Here is a 21,172-nt window from a genome sequence, read left to right as displayed (position 1 = left end):
CCTGGGGTATGAGTAGGTGCCCGGTGTGTCACACATGCCGGATGACGGTCCGACACCAGGGAGCACGGAAAGGTAGATCTACCTGCACAGGAGGGAGTAGGGGAGCAACGCCGAATTACCGAGCACGGTTCTCAGGTTGCTCGTGGTGAAGTTCGTTCGATCTGTTCGACGCCGAGAAAGCAGACGGGATTTTCACTTCATGACAGATGCAGTAACGAAGCAAGCTCACGGCTCGGATACCCAGCGGCACAAAGTCACTGGCGATGTTCACCTCGTGCTGCGCCGCGGCAATGAAGTCCTCTTCGGCCAGCGCCAGAACACTGGCTTCGAGGATGGAGCCTGGCACCTGCCATCGGGTCATCTCGAAGCCGACGAATCGGTGATCGCTGCACTCATCCGTGAGGCGGAGGAAGAAATCGGGATCAACATCAAGCCCGAAGAAGTCCAGTTTGCTCACATCATGCACAACTCGTCATGCGGTGGCCGGATGGCGATCTTCTTCACTGTGCGTAGCTGGCTGCGCGAGCCTGAAAATCGCGAACCGGAGAAATGCACTGAGCTGCAATGGTTCTCGGCCACTGAACTGCCCGAGCACATGATCGACTACTGCCGCGTGGCCATACGGCACATCGCCAACGGGCACCCGTTCTCAACCTACGGCTGGTAATCATGAGCCGCCCCTCCGGGCACAGCGGTGCCTCAGCTACTTGACGCTGGCGGAACTTTGGACACTTGATGCTGCCAAGACACAGCAATTATCTCGGCTTGACGGGACTTTCCCGTTCACACCGACGGCCGCGAGGCCGTCGGTGTGGAGCGAGGGCTCGGTTACCCGCAGTGCACTCCGAATTCCTGCCAGAGGTCGTCCTTGATGCGGCCGCCCCAGTCGATGCACTTGCCTTCCGCCTCGACCTTCGCATACGCGTAGTCGGTGAAGACGCGGTCGTCGTTTATGACCACCTGGGAGTGGTCCTTCGACTGCCGCACAGCGGCACCCATCGAGATCGGCTCGCCCGGCTTGTCCCGCACGGTGACCACGCAGTTGGTCCGACCGTCGTAGGTGAGAAAGACTGTGCCGCCCTTCAACTCGTGTGAGTCGATCACCTTGAAGCCTTCACCGCACTGGCCGCCATATGTTGCCGCGGACGCAGTTGCCGGGAGGAATACCGCCATCCCGGCAGTGATCCCGATTGCGGCCGCACACACGGCGATCGGCCTTTTGGCGTTGATCAAGGTCGAACCCTTTCGTCTTTTCATGTGACATCTAGCGTTCGGCTTTTACCCCGCACGCTCGGCACCCAAACTCGGGCACCCCTTGCCGCTGCCACGCCGAACCCACGGCGGCAGTTGATGACCGGGCATTTGCTGCCTTCCGACATCGAGCGCTACCTCGGCCGTCCGTGGCCGACTCCCGCAGTCGGATCGTTCGGGAAACGTCAGATCGCGGTCCCCACGTCCTGGGCGACCAGGTTGTCGAGGGCTCGCCCTGCGACGGCGGCGATGGTCATCGATGGGTTGCACGCCCCGGCGTTGCCCGGCAGGAGTGCGCCGTCGAGGACGTAGAGGCTGACTCGGGCCCGCAACTCCATCTCGATCTGTTCCGGGCTGCGCCCATTGGACTCGGGCACGAACCGCTGCACCAGCATGAACATCACCAGTGCAATGCCTGATGGAAGCGGTGGTCGACGGCCGGTGCTGATGACAACTACGGCCTGTCGCCACAGTCGCTTTCTGGTTATGCCGTCTGCGGTTCGGCCACGATCGGGGCCACCACGCGGGTCAATATTTGGGCGAGCTCGGCGTCCGATAGGTCGGGTCCACCAGGCGCATGGCGGCGATGTCGTCGCGGTTGTGCCACTGCGGCATGGCGTTCCAGCGGTGGTGCAGGCGCGCGAGCGCGTCCGGATCGAGCTCGACGCCGAGACCGGGGGCGTCGGAGACGGTGACCGCGCCGTCGCTGATGACGATCGGGTCGACGATCACATCCTCTGGCTGCCATGGGTAGTGGGTATCGCAGGCGTAATCGAGGTCGATGACGGTGGCGGCCACCTGGGTCATGGCGGCGAGGCTGATGCCGAGATGGCTGTTGGAGTGCATCGAGATGCCCTTTTTGTATGCCCGGCATACTGCGGCAAGATCGCGGGTGGCCAGCAGACCGCCCCAGAAATGATGGTCGGACAGCACGATCTGCACCGCGTCACGGTCGAATGCCGGTTTCACCTCATCGAGTGCGGTCACGATCATATTCGTGGCCAATGGGATTCCGGTGCGGCGATGCACCTCGGCCATATCGTCGACCGTGGCGGTCGGATCCTCGAGGTATTCCACGACACCGCTCAGCTCCGCCGCGACGTGCAGTGCCGTCTTCAGCGACCAGCCGCCGTTCGGGTCCAAACGCAAAGGCGAGTTCGGGAATTCGGTGGCCAGCGCTCGGATCGCGGCGATCTCCTCATCCGGCGGCATGACCCCGCCTTTGAGCTTGAACGACCGGAAACCACCGTGGGCGACAAACTTTTGTGCCTGAGCGACCACGCCCGCCGGATCCACTGCCGCACCCCACTCGTCCGTGGCTTCCGGAGCCAAGGGATGCTCTGCCCACTTGTAGAACAGGTAGCCCGAATACTCGACGCGGTCACGCACCTTGCCCCCGAGCAGGACATGTACCGGCACCGCCAAGTGGCGTCCCAGCGCGTCCAGTGCGGCGACCTCGAAGGCGGACACCACGCTCAGCCGCACCTTGTCCGTGGTCAGCGCGCCGCGCAGGCCACTGGCCGCGGGCGCGGAATCCAGCAGGGCGCTCGTACCCTGTCCGAGCCCGGTGATCGCGGTGATCGCGCCGACCGGCATGCCGATCAGTGCGCGTGCCAATTCGGTCGCGCGCTCCAGATAGACTTTGTCACCGTAGGTTTCGCCGAGGCCGACCGCGCCACTGGCGGTGACGACCTCGACGATCAGCCGTGGCGTATACGGCTGATGGACACCCGACAGATTCAACAGCGGGGGATCGGAGATCAGGATCGGGGTCAATCGGACATCGGTGATGACGGGTGTCATATCAGTCTCGCTTTCCGTCGACGCGGCGCGGCAGCCCCCAGGGATTGGCTTCGCGCAGGGCGGGTGGGAGCAGGCTGTCCGGGAAGCCCTGCCAGGCGATCGGCCGCAGGAAGCGGGCGATGGCGGCGGTTCCCACCGAGGTCGTGGTCGGCGCGGTCGTCGCGGGGTAGGGACCGCCGTGCTGCTGGGCCCAGCTCACCGTGACACCGGTGGGCCAGTCGTTCCACAGCAGGCGACCGGCGAGCCCGCTGAGGGCGGGCAGCAATGGGCGCACGTCGTCGACTTCGGTGTCCTCCGCGATGATGGTCGCGGTGAGACCCGGTTCGAGTTGGCGCAGAACTTGTTCCAGTTCAATGGCATTCGCGTATTCGACAACCAATGCCGCCGGACCGAAGCATTCCGCCTGCAGGGCATCTCCCGCGGCCAGGAAGTCGGTGGCGGACACGCTCAGCAAGGTGGGGGCGAGCAGGTCGGCGTCGATAGCGGGTGCCGAAATCGCGGTGACGGAGGGGTATTCGCGCAGGATCGTCACCCGCGATCGGAAGCCGTTGACGATGTGCTCGTTGAGCAAGCGCTGTCCCGGCACGGCGGCGACCGCGGCGGCCAGCGCGTCGGTGAGCCCATGGCCCGACGGCAGCAGCAGCACACCGGGTTTGGTGCAGAACTGTCCCGCGCCGAGGGTGAACGATCCGACGAAACCCTCGACGATCCGCTGTCCGCGTGCACGTACCGCATCCGGCATGACCACCACCGGATTGACGCTGCCGAGTTCGCCGTAGAACGGGATCGGGCGTGGCCGTGACGATGCGATATCGAACAGCGCCCGGCCACCCGCCAGTGAACCGGTGAACGACGCGGCGGCGATATCCGGATGACGCAGTGCGGCAATGCCCGCCTCGACACCGTGGATGACCGCGAAGGCACCCGCCGGGGCACTGGCCGCGCTCAATGCGTCGCGCACGATCTCGCCGGTCCGCTCGGACAGCCGTGGGTGGCCCGGATGTGCCTTCAGGACAACGGGACATCCCGCGGCCAGCGCCGAGGCGCTGTCGCCGCCCGCGACGCTGAACGCGAACGGGAAGTTGCTCGCGGCGAAGACGAGCGCCGGTCCGATGGGGACCAGGCTGCGCCGAATATCGGGCCGCGGCCCCATCGGCCAGCTCGGATCGGCGTGATCCACGGTGCCGGCGAGGAATTCGCCATCGGCGAGCACTTCGGCGAACAGGCGCAACTGAAAGGTGGTGCGGGTCAATTCACCACGTAGGCGAGGTGTTTCGGGCAGATGTGTTTCCGCTGCGGCGAGGGGGACGAGTTCATCGGCCGCGCCATCCAGGGCATCCGCGATCCGGCTGAGCCACTGTGCCCGTTCAGTGGGTGTGGTGTCGGCGAGGCGACCGGCGGCCTGCTTCGCCGCGGTCATCATTCGCTGTAGTTCGTCAGGGGTGGTGTCCATAACGGCTCCTGAAGCTAGTGGGTTACGCACGCAGGTCCGGGCGCGCGCTCGGTCGCTGATGGTTACGCCGAGGCGCAACGGTGACCCCGGGTGATCCGGTCGAGGATGGCCGCGCTGTTCATAAAATTGTGGCGATCAGGGCGATCAGTTCGGCGAGTTCGGGCTCGGTGAGGTCGGTCAGCGGTGGCCGGACCGGTCCGGCGGGGCGTCCGATGGCCGTCAGCCCGGCCTTGACGATCGACACCGCGTACCCGGGTCCACGGTCGCGGATATCCAGGTAGGGGACAACGAATTCGCGCAGCCGGCGGTAGACCTCGTCGCGGTCGCGGGTCCGCACCGCGCGATAGAAGTCGAGTGCGAACTGCGGCACGAAGTTGAAGATCGCGGAAGAGTATGTGGTGACACCCATTTCGGTGTAGGGCAGGGCGAAGGTCTCAGCTGTCGGTAGCCCGCCGATATAGGTGAGACGGTCGCCGAGCCGGGCGTAGATCCGGGTCATCGTCTCGATATTGCCGACACCGTCCTTGAACCCCACCAGATTCGGGCAGCGCTCGGTCATCCGCGCCAAGGTCACGTCATTGCAGGTGGCATTTGCGCGGCTGTAGAAGATGACGCCCAGCGAGGTGGCCGCGCAGACGGCGGCGACATGTTCGACCAGCCCGTCCGGCCCCGCCTCGGTCAGATATGGCGGCATCAGCAAAATGCCCTCGGCCCCGGCGGCTTCGGCCGAGCGGGCCTGTTCGATCGCCGCCGCCGTGCCCGCGGTGGCCGGTGCGATCACCGGGATCCGGCCGCCGGTCTCGGCGACCGCGGCCCGCACCACCTGATCGATCTCGGGTGGTGTCAGGGAGAAGCCCTCGCCCGTCCCGCCCGCCGCGAATAGACCCGCCACCTCGTATTGGGCCAGCCAGGCAATGTGTTTGCGGTAGGCGGCCTCGTCGAAGGCCAGCGCGGCGTCGAAATGCGTGACCGGGAAGGACAGTAGCCCGCGGCCCAGCGCGGGGCCCAATTCGTCGGCGGACAGATGTGACATGTGGTTCCTCTCAGTGAGCCGGCGGCAGCGAATCGAGCAGTTCGATCACTCGGTGCAGTGCCGGATTGGCGCAGTCGCGCCGCCAGACCGCGTGCAGGACAACGGATTCCTCGACGCCGTCGAGCGGCCGGAACCGCACGCCGTCGGGATGCAGATGGGTGGACGTTTCGGGGACCAGGGCCAGGCCGCGTCCGGCGGCCACCAGCGCGAGCATGGTGTGCACCTGGGTCAATTCATGGGTCGCGGTGTAGGGCACGGCGGCGAGGATGCCGGAGACCAGATCGGCGAAATAGCGAGCCGGACCGGGCGCGTAGACCAGCAGCGTCTCGCCGCCCAGTTCTTCGATCGCGATCGGATCGTCCGCGGCCAGCCTGTGCTGTTCCGGCACGGCCAGCATCAATCCCTCGGAATGCACCAGCCGCGAATCGAATTCGGTGCGGTCGAAGGGCGGGCGGGCGAGTGCGAGATCGAGGCTGCCGCTGCGCAGGTTCTCGAATTGATCCGAACTCACCATCTCGCGCAAAACCACCTCGACGCCGTCCAGCCCGGCCTCGATGTGGTTGAGGCTCGCCTCGATTTGATTGAGGAAGGGCCCGAGGAAGCCGAATCCCGAGGCGGCCGTGAAACCGATGCGCACTGTGCCGGCCCCGCCCGCGGCGACGAGGCGGGCGGTGCCGGGTGCGGCGCTGGCCAGGGCCAGGAGGCGGCGCGCCTCGGTCAGGAAGACCTCCCCGGCCGGGGTCAGCTGGACCTGCCGCTGGGTGCGGTCGAAGAGTTCGACACCGATATCGCGTTCCAGTTTCTGGATCTGGCGGCTCAGCGGCGGCTGCGTCATCCGCAGGCGCTCGGCCGCCCGGCGGAAATTGCCCTCCTCGGCCACCGTGACGAAGCCGCGGACCTGCTCCAGCGACAGTGTCGACATCGTTCTCCTCCTGCGTTGCGGCGTGCACTCCGCCTCGCCCGCAGATCGCCGTATCCGCAGGCTATGGCCCATTGCTGATACTCGTCCAACGCTAATTCGGCATCAACCGATACCCGAAAGGTATTCATCGCAGGGCGATGATTTCGACCCAGTTGGGGTCGCGGCCGACGCCGAGCCGATGCCGTGGGGTGAGCGAGCCGGTCTCGGAATCGATGGCGTAGCTGGTGACGGCATGGGACTGCTGACCGGCGGCCACCAGGAATCGCCCACTCGGATCGATGGCGAATCCGCGTGGTCGGGCCTCGGTGGGTGTGTGTCCGAGTGGTTCGAGGAGCCCGGTCGCCGGGACGATACGGAATCCGGTGAGCGTGTTCGAAGTCCGTTCGGCCACATAGAGATAGCGGCCGTTCGAGGTGAGGCGCAGTTCCGATGTCCACGGTGGGCCCGCCGTGGACGGCATCACCGTGGCCGAGGCGACGAATGTGAGTGTGCCCGTGACGGATTCGAATCGGTAGGTGTTCACCGTGCCGTCCAGCTCGTTGGTGCCGTAGACGGTCGATCCGTCGGGATGGAATACCAGATGTCGCGGACCGGCTCCGGGTGCGGTCTCGACCAGTGGCGGCCGATTCGGTATGAGCCGCCCGGCTTCGGCGTCGAAGCGGAACTGCAGGATCACATCGCCGCCGAGCGCCGCCGCGAACAGATACCGGTTGGACGGATCGGTCACAATCGAATGAGCATGCGGCGGTGTCGATTTCACCTCGACGGGCGGTGCGACACCGCCGCCGGATGTGATCGGATTGATGGCGATCCTATTGCCCGAATACGAGGCGCTGAGTAGATATCGTCCGCTTCGATCCGTCGAAAGGTACGCCATATTGTCCGGCAGCGGGGCGGTCGACAGCGGTGTCAGCCGCCCCGTTGCCGGATCTGTGGCGAATACTGCCACCGCGAAGGGTGCCGAACGCAGCGATGCGTAGAGGTACCGGTGGTCCGGGCTCATCGCCAAGGGCATCACCGCGCCGTTCACCGGCTGCGATTCGACGGGTGTCAGCGCACCGTCGTCGTCGAGTCGCAGCACGGAGATCTCGCGACTGTCGGCATTCGAAACATAAACGGCGTAGGCCATATTCACGCCGTCTCGGCGGACTTACCGCTGACTCGCGCCCGCAGCTCCATTTCGATCTGTTCCAGGCTGCGTCCATTGGTCTCCGGGACGAATCGCTGTACCAGCATGAACATCACCACGCTGACCCCGGCGAAGATCCAGGCCGAATAGCCGAGTCCGAGGTGGTCGTTCATCACCGGGAACAGGAAGGTGATGGCGAAGGTCGAACTCCACAGCACCACACTGCCGACACCCATGCCGACCCCGCGTACCCGCAGCGGGAAGATCTCCGCCATCATCACCCAGACCACCGCGCCCCAACCCAATTCGTAGCCCGCGAGGTAGACATTGAGCAGGATCAATGTCGTGATCCCGGTGACGGTGTGGTTGTGCACGCCGAGCACGATGGCGCCGAGCAGGAACAATGACGAGGCCATACAAACATTGCCGAGCAATAGCAATGGCTTTCGACCCCAGCGGTCGACAACGAAGATCACCCAGGCCGTGAACGCCACCTTGATCGCGCCGAGCACAATGGAAGCCAGCAGGGATGTCGAATTTCCGAAGCCGAGATCCTTGAACATGGTCGGTGCGTAGACATTCACGGCATTGACACCCGAGAACTGTTGCCCGATAGCGAGAATTAGTGCCACGACCAGCGCCGGTCGCGCCCAAGGCGCCAGCAGATCGCGCAGCCGCCCCTGCTGCTGCTCATCCAGTCGGATGACCGAGCGGATACTGCTCATCTCGGATTCGATCTCGTCGGCGCGATGCGTGCCAGCCAGCACGGCGCGCGCCTCGGTCTCCCGCTCGGCGTGCACCAGCCAGCGCGGCGTCTCGGGCAATACCGACATGCCCGCCAGCAGCGCCACCGCCGGAATCGCGGCGACCGCGAACATCATCCGCCAGTTACCGGATCCCGACAGCGCCCAGTCCACGATGTAGGCGATCAGGATGCCGGAGACGATCATCAGCTGGTTCAATGTCGACAATGCGCCGCGTGCCCTGGTCGGGGCGAGTTCGGACAGATATGTCGGCACGGTCGCCGACGAACACCCCACCGCGATGCCGGTAATGAATCTGGCCACCACCAGCACGGCGACATTGGGCGCCAGCGCACAGCCCAGCGCGCCGATCCCGAAGACCGCGGCGGCGATCATAATGGTGCGTCGCCGCCCGAGTCGATCGGTGATCCGCCCGGCAATGGCCGCGCCGATCACCGCACCGGCGGCCAGGCAGCCGCCGATCACCCCCTGTGTCACCGAGGACAGCTGCCAGGACTTCTTGATGAACAGCAACACCCCGGAGATGACGCCGAGGTCGTAGCCGAACAGGATGCCGCCGAGGGCCCCGAAGAAATAGAGAAATTTGACATTGGCGGCGAGCCCCGATTTCGGTGCGGTCGTCGTTGACTTGAATTGCATTGTGCTGCGCTTCTTTCGCGATGGAGCAAAGTGCCATCAGCGTCACATGCCGCTGCTGTGAAATTCGCCAGAAATGCGATTCCGTCTGGGTATCGCGTGATGCGTTCTGTGTGGCGTTCAGAGCGGATTCGGTTTTCCCAGTGGGGTTTCCACGAAAGGTCCGCCGATCAGCCAAGGGCCCCGATTGGCGGCGGAGGAAATATCGGCGGCGAACTGTTCGGCGTCGTCTTCGCTGCGGTAGCCGAGTTCCTCGGCCTCGCGCAGGGAAACGACCGCGCGGGTATTGGCCGATACGCCCCAGATCACCCGGTAGCCCGGTCGTTCGGCGGCCAGGCAGGCCTCGAACAGGCGCGCACAGTCGTTGGGGGACAACCACATCGACAGTCCGCGGGCATCCTGCGGGCGCTCGAAACACGAACCGATCCGAATGCAGATCACATCCATGCCGAAGCGGGAGTGATAGAGACTGCCCAGCGCCTCCACCGCCACCTTGCTGACGCCGTAATAGGTATCGGGCAGGGGCGCGGCGTCGCCGGGAATGGGGTCGGGGCCGACGGCGTGGAAACCGACGGCGTGATTGCTCGACGCGAGGACGACCCGCGGCACTCCGGCCTGCCGTGCTGCTTCGAGTACGGTGTGCGTGCCGTCGATATTGACGGCGAGTACGTTGTCCCAGCTGTCTTCTCGGCTGATTCCGCCGAGATGGATGATCGCGTCCACGTCCCGGCACGCTGCGGCCATGGCGGTGGGATCGGTGAGCGATCCCACGACGATCTCGACCCGTTCGCCGGATGTCGGCGCGGGGAGTTCGGTCAGGTCCAGTAGCCGCAGTACGCGATCGGGGCGTCGCAGGCGCGGGCGCATCAGCGTGCCGATGCCGCCGCCCGCGCCGGTTATGAGAATTCGGTGATCATTCATGCGGCATCGGTCTCGCTCGCGCAGTCGAAAATGCCAGTAGAGCCGTTGTTTTCGCACATGGTGTCCTCCTGTGGACCGAGCGGAGTGTGGGGTGCGTCACTCGCCGCTCGAACGTGTCAGAAGGTTATGGCGCTGAAATGATGCCTGTCCAACACCGTTTCTGTATCGACCGATGCTGTCAGGGCATCGGTTGCGGGGCTGCGCGAACGCGAGTTGGGCGAGTGGCCAATTGTCCACTCGCCCAACCGGATTCGCGCCTACTTCGCCAGCGTGACGTCCGCCTCGCCGCGTTCCAGCTTGGAGTGCATCCGCGAGTATCCGAAGTACACCGCGAGTCCGATCACCAGCCACACCGCGAACCGCAGCCAGGTCTCCCACGGCAGCGACCAGATCAGGTAGACCGAGAAGCCGATACCGATCAGCGGCACCACCGGCATCAGCGGCAGTTTGAACGCGCGCGGTTGGTCGGGCCGGGTGCGGCGCAGCACCATCACCGCGACCGAGACCACGATGAAGGCCATCAGAATGCCGATATTGGTCAGTTCGGCGACCACGGTGATATCGAGCAGACCGGCCATCGCCGCGGATCCGATGCCCACGATCCAGGTCACCCGGGTCGGCACCTTGCGGACCGGATGGGTCTTGGCGAACCACTCGGGCAGCAGTCCGTCGCGGCTCATGGCGAACCAGACGCGGGTCACCCCGAGCATGAAGGTGAGCACCACGGTGACGATGCCGACAATGGCGCCGATCGCGATGATATTCGCGACGCCGGGCATGCCCACCGATTCGAAGGCGGTGGAGAAGCCGCTCGTCGGGCTGATCTCGGTGTACTTCTGCATACCGGTCAGCACCAGCGTGGCCAGTACATACAGCACCATCGCGATGGCCAGCGAGTAGATGATCGCCTTGGGCAGATGCTTCTTGCCGTCGGTCGACTCCTCGGCGGCGGTGCTCATCGCGTCGTAGCCGAAGACGGCGAAGAAGACGGTGGCCGCACCGGTCCAGACCGCGCCGGCGCCGAAGGGGAAGTACGGGGTGTAGTTGGAGCTGTCGATATGGAAGACGCCGAGCACGATGATCAGCACGACCAGCGCGACCTTGATCCCCACCGCGACGGTTTCGAAGCGGCCGACGCTCTTGATACCGCGCGATAGCAGCCAGGCCGTGCCCAGACAGAACAGCACCGCGAATACGTCGATGACATGGCCGTCACCGGTGCCGTGCGCACCCATCATCCAATCGGGCAGCGTGATGTCGATCTGCCCGAGCAGGAATTTGAAGTATCCGGAGACACCGATCGCGACGACCGCCGCCACCGCGACATATTCGAGCAGCAGATCCCAGCCGATGAACCAGCCCGCGATCTCGCCGAGGGAGACATAGCCGTAGGTGTAGGCGGATCCGGCCTTCGGGATCATCCCGGCGAATTCGGCGTAGCACAGCGCCGCGCAGGCGCTGGCGACACCGGCGATCAGGAATGAGATGAGCACCGACGGACCCGTGACGGAGTGCGCGACCGAACCGGCGAGGGCGAAGATGCCCGCGCCGATGATGCCGCCGACGCCGATCGCCGTGAGCTGCCACAAGCCGAGTGATCGCTTCAGCTGCTCGTCGGCGGGTGTCTCCTCCTCGACCTGCCCGAGGGGTTTGCGGCGCAACATCTGGCTGCGCAACTCCGCGAGGGACATGGATCTTCCTTTCGTCCTCTGCGATACGCGACGGTGCAGTAACGCAGATCACATTCTGAGCAGCACTCAGCTAATCCGACCACGAATGCGCTGTGATCGGCGAATTGGATAAATAAAGTTCGGCGGTCTTGTCCGACTGCACAGACAAGACCGCCGAACGCAGGTTCAGTGCTGGCTGCCGGGGCGCAGCGAGCGCAGGAAGAACGCCATATTGGCGGGGCGTTCGGCGAGGCGGCGCATGAAGTAGCCGTACCACTGATCGCCGTAGGGCACGTAGACCCGGACATGATGTTCGGCCTCGACCAGGCGGCGCTGTTCGGCGTCGCGGATGCCGTAGAGCATCTGGAATTCGAAATCGTCGGACTTGCGCGCGGTGGCCGTCGCGAAGACGCCCGCGGCCTCGATGAGCGCCGGATCGTGGGTGGCGACCATCGGATAGCCGTCACCCTTCATCAGGATCCGCAGACAGTCCAGATAGGACTGGTCGACCTCGGCCCGGCTCTGGTAGGCCACCGACGCGGGTTCGCGATATGCGCCCTTGCACAGGCGAATTCGCGAGCCCGGACCGGAGAACTCCCGGCAGTCGGCCTCGGTGCGCCGCAGATAGGCCTGCAGCACGGTGCCGAGCGAGGGGAAGTCGGCACGCAGTTCCCGCACGATCGACAGCGTCGAATCGGTGGTGGTGTGGTCCTCGGCGTCGATGGTCACCAGCACGCCCGCATCCGCAGCGGCCGTGCAGATCTGGTGGGCGTGCGCGCGGGCGATCGCGTGACCGTCCTTGGGCAGGGCCTGCCCGAGCGCCGAGAGCTTGAGCGAAACCTCCAGCGGCCCAACGGATCCGGTGCCCGAAGCGCGCAGCAGCGAGAGCAGCGCCAGATAGTGCGACACCGTATTGCGCGCCTGCTCGATATCGGTGGTGTCCTCGCCGAGATAGTCGACGGTGATGTAGCGACCGGAATTCAGCAGAGTTTCGACGGCCGCCACCGCATTCGGCTCGGCCGCCCCCGCGACGAAGCGGTCCACCAGCTTCTTGGTGGTCGACATCCGCGTGACGGTGCGCTCGAGCCGTGGCGACCGCGAGGCCGCGAGCATGGCGGGGCGTAGCAGACCGGAGATGGCCATCAGTTCTCCTCGGGTGCCTGGTGCGGATAGGTGTGTTCGGTCGGTGGGACGAAGGTCTCCTTGATGGTGCGCGCGGAGGTCCAGCGCAGCAGGTTCTGCGGCGAGCCCGCCTTGTCATTGGTGCCCGATGCGCGGGATCCGCCGAAGGGCTGCTGGCCGACGACCGCGCCGGTGGGTTTGTCATTGATGTAGAAGTTGCCCGCCGCGAACCGCAGCCGCTCGGTCGCCGCGGCGACGGCGGTGCGGTCATCGGCGATGATCGCCCCGGTCAGGCCGTAGGCCGAACCGCCGTCGACCAGTTCGAGCACCGATTCGAAGGATCCGGCGGCCGCATCGTCGTAGACGTGGATCGACAGTATCGGGCCGAAGTATTCGGTGCTGAACGCCTCGTCGGTGGGATCGTCGCCGAGCAGGATGGTCGGATCGACGAAGTAGCCGACGGTGTCGTCGGTATGTCCGCCCGTTGCGATGGTCAGGCCCGAGGTGGCCTTGGCCCTGGCGATGGCATCGGCATTGCGGTCGAAGGCACGCTGATCGATGACTGCGCCGCCGAAGTGCGCGAAGTCGGTGATATCGCCGTAGCTCAGCGTGTCGACCCTATCGATGAGGTCGCGGCCCATCTTGGCCCATACCGACTTCGGGATGAAGGCGCGCGAGGCGGCCGAGCACTTTTGGCCCTGGTAGTCGAAGGCGCCGCGGATCAGCGCCGTGGTCAGCACATTCGGATCCGCGGAACTGTGCGCCAGGACGAAATCCTTGCCGCCGGTCTCACCGACCAGTCGCGGATAGGTGTGGTAGTCGCCGATATTCGCCGCGACCGCCCGCCACAGATGCTGGAAGGTCCCCGTGGAGCCGGTGAAGTGGATGCCGGCCAGCCGCCGGTCGGCCAGCGCGACATCGGAGATCTTCGGTCCCGCGCCGTGCACCATATTGATGACACCGGGCGGCAGACCCGCGGTCTCCAGCAATTTCATCGTCCAATAGGCCGCCACCGCCTGGGTGGGCGACGGCTTCCACAGCACGGTATTGCCCATCAGAGCGGGCGCGGTCGGCAGATTGCCCGCGATCGCGGTGAAATTGAACGGAGTGATCGCGTAGATGAAGCCCTCGAGCGGGCGGTATTCGACCCGGTTCCACACACCCGGGGTCGAGATCGGCTGGTCGGCCATGATCTGCCGGGCGAAGTGCACATTGAAGCGCCAGAAATCGACCAGTTCGCACGGCGCGTCGATCTCGGCCTGGTACGCGGTCTTGGACTGTCCCAACATGGTCGCGGCGGCAATGGTTTCGCGCCACGGCCCGGCCAGCAGATCCGCGGCCCGCAGGAAGATCGCGGCGCGATCCTCGAACGACAGCGCCCGCCAGCCGGGCGCCGCGGCGGCTGCGGCCGTAATCGCGTCCTGCACATCGCGGGCCTCGGCCGTGGTGAGGGTGCCGAGTACGGCGCCGTGGTTGTGCGGCTGCACGACGTCGATGGTCTTGCCCGAGGTGCGCCGATGTTCGCCGCCGATGACGTGGTGGATCTCGGTCGGCGTGGCGGCGAGTTCGGTCAGTTTCGCCCGCAGGCGGGCGCGTTCGGCGCTGCCCGGGGTGAAGCTGCCGACCGGCTCGTTGACAGGCCGGGGCGTGGACACGATGGCATCCATGAGTCCTCCTTGCTGGTATATGAGGGTAAGCCGAAGTCAACACGGCAAAACTGCCCGCAGAATCGGTCAAGCGGACAAAGATGGGATGACCGTATTGGCGAGTCGTATGAAAGTGGGCAGTGGTCGTGGCTAGGAAAGGTGAGCTGGTGGCCGCGGACCTCGACCTGTTCGGATTGGCGCATATGGTGGCCCAGAATGCGGGCGGGATGGTCTCCATCGAGGACCCGCAATCGCATGTGCTGGCGTATTCGGCATCGGATCAGACGGCCGACCAACTGCGAGTGCTCTCGATCCTCGGCCGCGAAGGCCCGCGCGACTATCTGCGGGTGCTGCGCGAGTGGGGTGTGTTCGATCGGCTGCGCGGGACCGACGAGGTCATCGATATCCCGGCGCACGAGGAACTCGATATCAAGCGCCGTCTGGTAGTGAGCATCCGCGCGCACGCCGAGGGGAGTGCGCCGCGGGTGCTCGGCTCGATCTGGCTGCAACAGGGGGACCGGCCGTTCAAACCGGATGCGGCGGAAATCCTGCGCGGCGCGTCAGCCATCGCCGCCCGACTGATATCGCGCAGTCTGGATGCGCCGACCGGCGAGGCACTGCTGATCCAGCGGCTGTTCGGCACCGGCGGCGGCACCGCCGATGTGCCGACCGTCGCGAATGCGCTGAACCTGCCGCTGACCGGTCCGGCCGCGGTGGTCGGATTCGCGTCGACACCCGGTGCGAACGCGCCGTCGCCCGCGACGCTCGGCAATATGCTTCGCCTGCGCGCCAGCTCGTTTCGCGGCGATTCGGTGACCACCGTGCTCGAGAACCGGGTCTATGTGCTGCTGCCGCAGTACCGATCCGCGGACGCCGTGACCGCGTGGACGCGCCAGCTGGTCGACCAGCTCGAAGCCAAGCGCGCGCTCGAATTGCGCGCCGCCATCGCCTGTCCCGTTCCGGATCTGGCTCATGTCGCCGGTGCGCGCGCCGAGGTGGACCGGGTGCTCGACAGTACCGCCGCGACCTACCCGAAGAACCGGGTGACCACGCTGGCGCAATCGCGCACCGCGGTGCTGCTCGGCGAAATCCTCGATCTCGTCGGCGACCGGCCGCATCTGCACGATCCGCGCCTGTACAAGCTGCTGGACTACGACCGGAAGCATTCGGCGAATCTGCGCGAGAGCGTCGAGACCTATCTGCGCGAACACGGCGACGTGCGCAATGCCGCGACGGCCCTGCAGGTGCATCCGAACACGCTGCGCTACCGGATCCGCCGCGTCGAGGAGATCATCGGGATGGACCTCACCGATCCCGCCGACCGCCTATTGCTCGAACTCCAACTCGCACTGCACCGCCGTCGATAGCCCGACCAGGTGGTGCGCGGCGAGCGATGACTATCCGAGCTCCGGTCCGTCTGATCTGGTGACGCAGTAATTACCGACCAAGGAGATCCGATGCGGAAAATCACCGCGGGACTGTTCATCGCACTCGACGGCGTCGTCGAGAACCCGCAGGACTGGCACTTCCCGTATTTCAACGACGAGATGGCCACGGCGGTCGACCGTCAGCTCGGCGCGGCGGACACGCTGCTGTTGGGGCGCAAGACCTATGACGGCTTCGCCGCGGCGTGGCCGGAGCGGGAACTCGCGGGCGATGTGGACGCCGAAATGGCCAAGAAGCTCGGCGACGCGCGCAAGATCGTGGTCTCGCATCAGGATCTCACCTTCACCTGGCGCAATTCCGAGGTGCTGAAGGGTGATCTGGTGGCGGCCGTCGCGGCGCTGAAGAACGAGCCGGGCGAGGCGCCCATCGGTATCAGCGGTTCGGTGTCCGTGGTCCGCCAGCTGCTCGAGGTCGGCCTACTCGACGAACTGCATTTGCTGGTGCACCCGATCGCGGTGCGCAAGGGTCTGCGACTGTTCGAGGAGACCGACTCCGCACTTCCGCTGCAACTGCTTTCCTCCGACACCTTCAAAACCGGTGTCGTACATCTGGTCTACGCCAAGGCGGCGGCCGAAGGCACCGAGGGATATGAATACGCGAAACAGTTCCTGGGCCAAGAGGACGACTAAGACGGCGAATGGCACATGGTCTCGGGACCATGTGCCATTCGGGCATCAATGACCACGCACAGTTTTCGAAGCACCCGGCGGTGCGGCGAGCTTGTCGATCTGTTCCCGGGCGTCCGCCACAACCGGCGATACGGTCGGCCTCGGCGCTGGCGGCGGTAGCAGTCCATATTGTGCTGCCCCCCAAGGACCATCGATCATCGGGTCGTACTGGGAGCCCATCCGTGGGATTCTCGCACAACCCGCTCAATCCTTTCGGCCCTCGACTCCCCAGGCGTGGGCGGCGCACTCGCTGTTCACGGCGTGACGATCGCGAAGTTCGGATCGGGCCGGTCGAACAGGCCGTTGAGTTTCTGGAGGGCGGCGATATTGCCGTCGACCTTGATCTCGCCTTTGATGATCGCGTCCGCGACGCTGCCGCCCGCGAGCATGGCGCTGGCGAATGTGGCGCGGGTCAGCGTGAGGGTGGCGTCGGGGGCGGGCAGACCGTCATCGCGGGTGCGGGCGTAGTGGATCAGCACGCCATTGCGCAATTCGACACGCTGCGTGCGATTTTCGGCATCGGTGAAGCGCCAGTCGGTGGTGGCCTTGACGTCCCAGGCCTTGGGGCCGTTGACGAACAGCGAGATGGCGTCGAAGGCCTGGTCGATGGTCAGTGCCGCCAGCATGCCCTGCGCGTTGGCCTTGGTGGGGGTGCCGAACGGTCCGTTGCGCAGTTCGTAGGCGCCGCTGAGGTAGAAGTTGCGCCAGGTGGCGTTTTCCGCCCCGTACGCGAGTTGTTCGAAGACGCTGGCCTGTAGGTGTTTTGCCTTGGTGTTATTCGGATCGGCGAAGATCACGTAGTTCACCAGTTGCGTGGCCCACCGGTAATCGCCAGCGTCATAAGCCTTTTGCGCCTTCTTCAGTACCTCCTTCGCGCCGCCCATGGCATCGACGTGTCGCTTGGCCGATTCGACCGGCGGATGTTCCCACAGATGTGCCGGATTGCCGTCGAACCAGCCCATATAGCGCTGGTAGATGGCCTTGACGTTATGGCTGACCGACCCGTAATAGCCATGGGTCGACCACTCCTTCGTGATCGCGGGCGGCAGCTGCAGCATTTCGGCGATCTCGCTGCCGACATAGCCCTGGTTCAGCAGACGCAGCGTCTGATCGTTGAGGTAGGCGTACAGATCCCGTTGTACCGCAAGGAATTCCACGATCCGGTCGGTGCCCCAGACCGGCCAGTGGTGCGAGGAGAAGACCAGATCGGCATTGTGGCCGTACAGGTTGATCGACTCGGTGAGATAGCGCGACCACACATGCGGGTCGCGCACCAGCGCGCCGCGCAGCGTGACGATATTGTGCAGCGTGTGGGTGGCGTTCTCGGCCATACACAGCATGCGGCGGTCCGGAAAATAGAAGTTCATCTCCGAGGGCGCCTCGGTGCCCGGCGTCAGCTGGAACACCATGCGCACACCGTCGATGATCTCCTCTTGGCCGGAGTGCGTGATATCGACGGTCGGGTCGATGAGTGTCGTGGTGCCGATCGAGGTGGTCTGGCCCAGGCCCGCACCTACCTGCCCCTTGGGGCCGCGGGGGAGGGCCGCGCCGTACATATAGGCCGCACGCCGGGACATCGCGGTGCCCGCGTAGATATTCTCTGCAACCGCGTGTTCGAGGAAGCCGGACGGCGCGAGCACCGGACAGCGGCCCGCCGCGACATCCTCTCGGGTGGTGACACCGAGCGCGCCGCCGAAGTGGTCGACATGCGAATGCGAGTAGATGAGACCGGTGACCGGGCGATTGCCGCGATGGGCGCGGTAGAGCGCGAGTCCCGCCGCCGCGGTCTCGGTCGAGATCAGCGGATCGATGACCACTACGCCGGCATTGCCTTCGATCAGCGTCATATTCGACAGGTCGAGACCGCGGATCTGATAGCAGCCCGGTGCGATTTCGTACAGGCCATGTTTGACCGTCAACTGGGACTGCCGCCACAAGCTCGGATTCACCGACAGTGGACAGGCGTCGCGGAGGAAGGCGTAGGAGTCGGTGTCCCACACCACCTTTCCGCTGGCGTCCTTGATCACGCCGGGCTCGAGCGAGGCGATCCAGCCGCGGTCGGCATCGGCGAAATCGGTGGTGTCGGAGAAGGGCAGCGTCGCGGCGACCCGCTTATTGGCATCGGCGATGTGATCGCTCGGATCGGTGGGTGCGCTGGCGGGGTTCACCTCATCGGAGTCGCCGCACGCCGTGAGACCGACGCCGACGCCAGCCACCGCGAGTGCCGCCGCTCCGACTCCGAATACCCCGCGGCGCGACACCCGTGGTGTCCGGTTGCCGTCGTTGTCCTGCTCGACCATCGCTTCTCCTGTCCGTCCTCGGCGACCCACCGTAGCCGCTATTGCAGTGCGACTGCAATAGAGTGTTGGCCTGGGTGCCATACCAGCGGGTGCCCGGTGCGGTCGCTGTGATCGGATGCGGATATGAATGAGAGCAGTGCGGGCGCCCGACGCAGGCGCAATCCGGAACAGACGCGCGCCGCGATCATCGCCGCCCTGCTCGCGGCGATTCAGGACGGCGAACTCGACCCGACCGGTAAGCGCATAGCGGCCAGGGCCGGGGTCTCCGAGCGCAGCGTCTTCGTGCACTTTCCCGGACGCGACGATCTGCGGGTCGCGGTGGTCGAGGTGCAATCGGAACGGGTCGAGGCATTGATCGCGACGCCGGATCCGCGACTGCCGCTGGCCGAGCGCATCGATGCGGTGGTCCGCCAGAGCGAGGCGATCTTCGCGCTGCAGCGCAATCCCCGGCTGCTCGGGCTGCTCGAATCACATACCGTACCCGGTGTGGACGCGCGAATGCGGTTGACCGACAGACGTATTCGCGATGCGCTGGCCCGTACGTTCGCATCGGAACTGACCGGCGACGGCGGCGTCGACGAGGAACTGGTCGATCTCGTCGACGCCGCCGTCGGCTGGCCCACCCGGCACCACCTCGTCGAACGCCGCGGCCGTTCCCAGGCCGAGGCGTCCGCGGCTATCCGCAGGACCCTGTTCGCGCTACTCGGTTAAGCGTTGGCGGGGGCCTCGGCCTCCGGTTCCGGCGGGGCCTGCTCGATCGTGCGCTTGGGTCCGGTGAACCAGTGCTTGGCCGATACCGCCCACCAGATGCCGATCGCGCCGACCACGCCGACCAGGGTGATCGGTGCGTAATTGACGGTGTTCCAGGTGAATTCGCTGTTCCACGGGTAGCCGCGGTCATCGGTCGGCAAGATGAACAGCACACTGATCAGCACGATCCAGACCAGGGCGATCACACCAACCGGTCGATACCAGGGGCCGAGTTGCCAAGGGCCGGTACGGAATCGGCTGCCGTGCAGCTGGCGCAGCAGAATCGGGATGCCATAGGCGATATAGAGGCCGATGGTGGCGACCGAGGTGGCCGCCGCGTAGGCGGTCGGCGCATTCGCCGCGGGCACCAGCATCGACGGGATCAGCAGCACGAACGAGAAGAACGAGATGAACAGCACGGCGTGCACCGGTACCTTGCGGGCCGAAAGTCGCGACCAGTAGGCCGATCCCGGTACCGCGCCGTCGCGGGAGAACGCGAACAGCATGCGCGAGGCCGAGGTGACCGAGGCGTAACCGCAGAACAGCTGGGCGATCGCGGCGATGATCAGCAGCAGACCCGACCAGAACGAATTCAGCGAGTTCTCCAGGATATAGATCACCGGGTAGCCGCTGTTCTTGTCCGGATCCAATGCGTCATCGAGATTCGGAATGGCGAAGGTCACCGCCATGATGAGCAGATATCCGGCAACGGCGGAGACGACGATGGTATTGATGATGCCCTTCGCCGCCGTGCGCGCGGCGTCGTGGGTCTCCTCGGACATATGCGCCGACGCGTCATATCCGGTGAAAGTGTATTGCGCGTGCAGCAATCCGAGCAGGAAGCTGAACGCCACGCCGCCGAAGCCGACCGCGCTGTTGTCGACGGTTTCGGTGAAGACGAACCCGACGCTCTGATGGTGGCTCGCGCCGAAACCGAGCACGATCACGAAGATCGCCACGCCGCCGACATGCCACCAGGCCGAGATGTTGTTGATGACCGCGGACAGATGCGGGCCGATCGCATTGAGCACGGCGTGCAGGATCAGGATCGCGGTGAACACGAGAAAGATTGCGGTGCGGTCGGTTCCGATATCGATGCCGATGACGTTCAGCACCGCGGTGGTGAAGATCGCCGCGCCGTAGTCGATGGCGGCGGTCACCGCGATCTGGCCGATCAGGTTGAACCACCCGGTGAACCAGCCCCAGACCGGACCGCCCAACTCCGATGCCCACCAGTACAGACCACCGGAAGTCGGGTAGGCGGAGGCCAATTCGGCCATTGCCAGCCCGACGAACAACACCATCACCGACACCAGCGGCCAGCCCCAGGCCATGGTGATCGGACCGCCATTGGCCAGCCCGATGCCATAGCTGGCCAGACCGCCGGTCAGGATCGAGACGATGGTGAAACTGATGGCGAAGTTGGAGAATCCCGACCAGGACCTGGCCAGTTCCTGTTTGTAGCCGAGTTCGGCGAGGCGACGTTCGTCGTCGGATGGTGCGTTGGCTTCGGTCATGATCGCTCCCGGGTGAAAACGCCGCCCTCATACAGCGTTTGCCAGAAGCTAAGTGTGAAGTGAGTGCTGGTCAATCGTAGGGAAAATATGGAAACCCGACTGTAATTTCCCCGCAATCGCCCGCCGTCGCCGCAATCTCCG

17 protein-coding genes and 1 pseudogene are annotated in these 21,172 nt (G+C 65.3%); 4 read left to right on the top strand and 14 right to left on the bottom strand.

The features are described 5' to 3' along the window. Window positions 1–199 precede the first annotated feature (199 nt). On the top strand, window positions 200–667 hold the full coding sequence (locus ACQP2D_RS28340; RefSeq protein WP_433678967.1) for an NUDIX hydrolase: 468 nt from the start codon (window positions 200–202) through the stop codon (window positions 665–667). A 161-nt stretch (window positions 668–828) separates the two neighbouring features. Here the strand turns inward: ACQP2D_RS28340 and ACQP2D_RS28335 are convergent, their stop codons facing one another. The 12 genes from ACQP2D_RS28335 to pruA form a co-directional block, all read right to left on the bottom strand. Next, window positions 829–1,257, bottom strand: coding sequence for a hypothetical protein (locus ACQP2D_RS28335; RefSeq protein ID WP_433678966.1), 429 nt, complete (start codon window positions 1,255–1,257; stop codon window positions 829–831). Window positions 1,258–1,436: 179 nt separating this feature from the next. Then, window positions 1,437–1,646, bottom strand: coding sequence for a hypothetical protein (locus ACQP2D_RS28330; RefSeq protein WP_433685978.1), 210 nt, complete (start codon window positions 1,644–1,646; stop codon window positions 1,437–1,439). A 133-nt stretch (window positions 1,647–1,779) separates the two neighbouring features. Further along, a complete protein-coding gene (locus ACQP2D_RS28325) occupies window positions 1,780–3,054 on the bottom strand; it encodes an enolase C-terminal domain-like protein (RefSeq protein ID WP_433678965.1) in 1,275 nt (424 codons plus the stop codon). A gap of 1 nt (window position 3,055) precedes the next feature. Continuing rightward, on the bottom strand, window positions 3,056–4,507 hold the full coding sequence (locus ACQP2D_RS28320; RefSeq protein WP_433678964.1) for an aldehyde dehydrogenase (NADP(+)): 1,452 nt from the start codon (window positions 4,505–4,507) through the stop codon (window positions 3,056–3,058). Between the two features lie 118 nt (window positions 4,508–4,625). Then, window positions 4,626–5,540, bottom strand: coding sequence for a 5-dehydro-4-deoxyglucarate dehydratase (kdgD, locus tag ACQP2D_RS28315; RefSeq protein WP_433678963.1), 915 nt, complete (start codon window positions 5,538–5,540; stop codon window positions 4,626–4,628). 10 nt (window positions 5,541–5,550) lie between these two features. Next, window positions 5,551–6,462, bottom strand: a complete 912-nt coding sequence (locus ACQP2D_RS28310; RefSeq protein WP_433678962.1) for a LysR family transcriptional regulator — start codon at window positions 6,460–6,462, stop codon at window positions 5,551–5,553. Between the two features lie 124 nt (window positions 6,463–6,586). Beyond that, a complete protein-coding gene (locus ACQP2D_RS28305; RefSeq protein WP_433678961.1) occupies window positions 6,587–7,591 on the bottom strand; it encodes a lactonase family protein in 1,005 nt (334 codons plus the stop codon). Between the two features lie 2 nt (window positions 7,592–7,593). Then, entirely contained in the window at window positions 7,594–8,994 is a 1,401-nt protein-coding gene (locus ACQP2D_RS28300; RefSeq protein ID WP_433678960.1) for a sugar porter family MFS transporter, read from the bottom strand. Between the two features lie 117 nt (window positions 8,995–9,111). Beyond that, window positions 9,112–9,912, bottom strand: coding sequence for an NAD-dependent epimerase/dehydratase family protein (locus ACQP2D_RS28295; RefSeq protein ID WP_433678959.1), 801 nt, complete (start codon window positions 9,910–9,912; stop codon window positions 9,112–9,114). 257 nt (window positions 9,913–10,169) lie between these two features. Then, a complete protein-coding gene (locus ACQP2D_RS28290) occupies window positions 10,170–11,603 on the bottom strand; it encodes an amino acid permease (RefSeq protein ID WP_433678958.1) in 1,434 nt (477 codons plus the stop codon). A gap of 165 nt (window positions 11,604–11,768) precedes the next feature. After that, window positions 11,769–12,725, bottom strand: a complete 957-nt coding sequence (locus ACQP2D_RS28285; protein WP_433678957.1) for a proline dehydrogenase family protein — start codon at window positions 12,723–12,725, stop codon at window positions 11,769–11,771. Continuing rightward, window positions 12,725–14,371 (bottom strand): L-glutamate gamma-semialdehyde dehydrogenase, encoded by a 1,647-nt coding sequence (gene pruA, locus ACQP2D_RS28280; protein ID WP_433678956.1) that lies wholly within the window; start codon window positions 14,369–14,371, stop codon window positions 12,725–12,727. Before pruA ends, ACQP2D_RS28285 begins: the two co-directional genes overlap by 1 nt. A gap of 140 nt (window positions 14,372–14,511) precedes the next feature. Between pruA and ACQP2D_RS28275 the strand changes: the two are divergent. Both ACQP2D_RS28275 and ACQP2D_RS28270 read left to right on the top strand, forming a co-directional pair. Then, window positions 14,512–15,717 (top strand): annotated as a pseudogene (locus ACQP2D_RS28275) (PucR family transcriptional regulator); the annotation flags it as partial. A gap of 90 nt (window positions 15,718–15,807) precedes the next feature. Beyond that, window positions 15,808–16,425 carry a dihydrofolate reductase family protein gene (locus tag ACQP2D_RS28270; protein ID WP_433678955.1) on the top strand — a complete coding sequence of 206 codons (618 nt, stop codon included), beginning with the start codon at window positions 15,808–15,810 and terminating at the stop codon, window positions 16,423–16,425. A gap of 293 nt (window positions 16,426–16,718) precedes the next feature. Here ACQP2D_RS28270 and ACQP2D_RS28265 read toward each other — a convergent pair whose 3' ends face one another. Then, complete coding sequence (locus ACQP2D_RS28265; RefSeq protein WP_433678954.1) at window positions 16,719–18,764, bottom strand: alkyl/aryl-sulfatase; 2,046 nt, start codon at window positions 18,762–18,764, stop codon at window positions 16,719–16,721. A 123-nt stretch (window positions 18,765–18,887) separates the two neighbouring features. Here ACQP2D_RS28265 and ACQP2D_RS28260 point away from each other — a divergent pair, with 123 nt between their 5' ends. Beyond that, window positions 18,888–19,475, top strand: coding sequence for a TetR/AcrR family transcriptional regulator (locus ACQP2D_RS28260; RefSeq protein ID WP_433678953.1), 588 nt, complete (start codon window positions 18,888–18,890; stop codon window positions 19,473–19,475). On the opposite strand, the gene ACQP2D_RS28255 is transcribed toward ACQP2D_RS28260, so the two are convergent. Continuing rightward, window positions 19,472–21,031 (bottom strand): amino acid permease, encoded by a 1,560-nt coding sequence (locus tag ACQP2D_RS28255; RefSeq protein WP_433678952.1) that lies wholly within the window; start codon window positions 21,029–21,031, stop codon window positions 19,472–19,474. The two genes, ACQP2D_RS28260 and ACQP2D_RS28255, sit on opposite strands and share 4 nt — an antisense overlap. Window positions 21,032–21,172 lie beyond the last annotated feature (141 nt).

Origin of the sequence: Nocardia sp. CA-119907, from assembly GCF_050955995.1 — a bacterium.
GTDB lineage: Bacteria > Actinomycetota > Actinomycetes > Mycobacteriales > Mycobacteriaceae > Nocardia.
The sequence above is the reverse complement of the archived record's forward strand: the minus strand, read 5'-3'. Positions and strand labels throughout refer to the sequence as shown.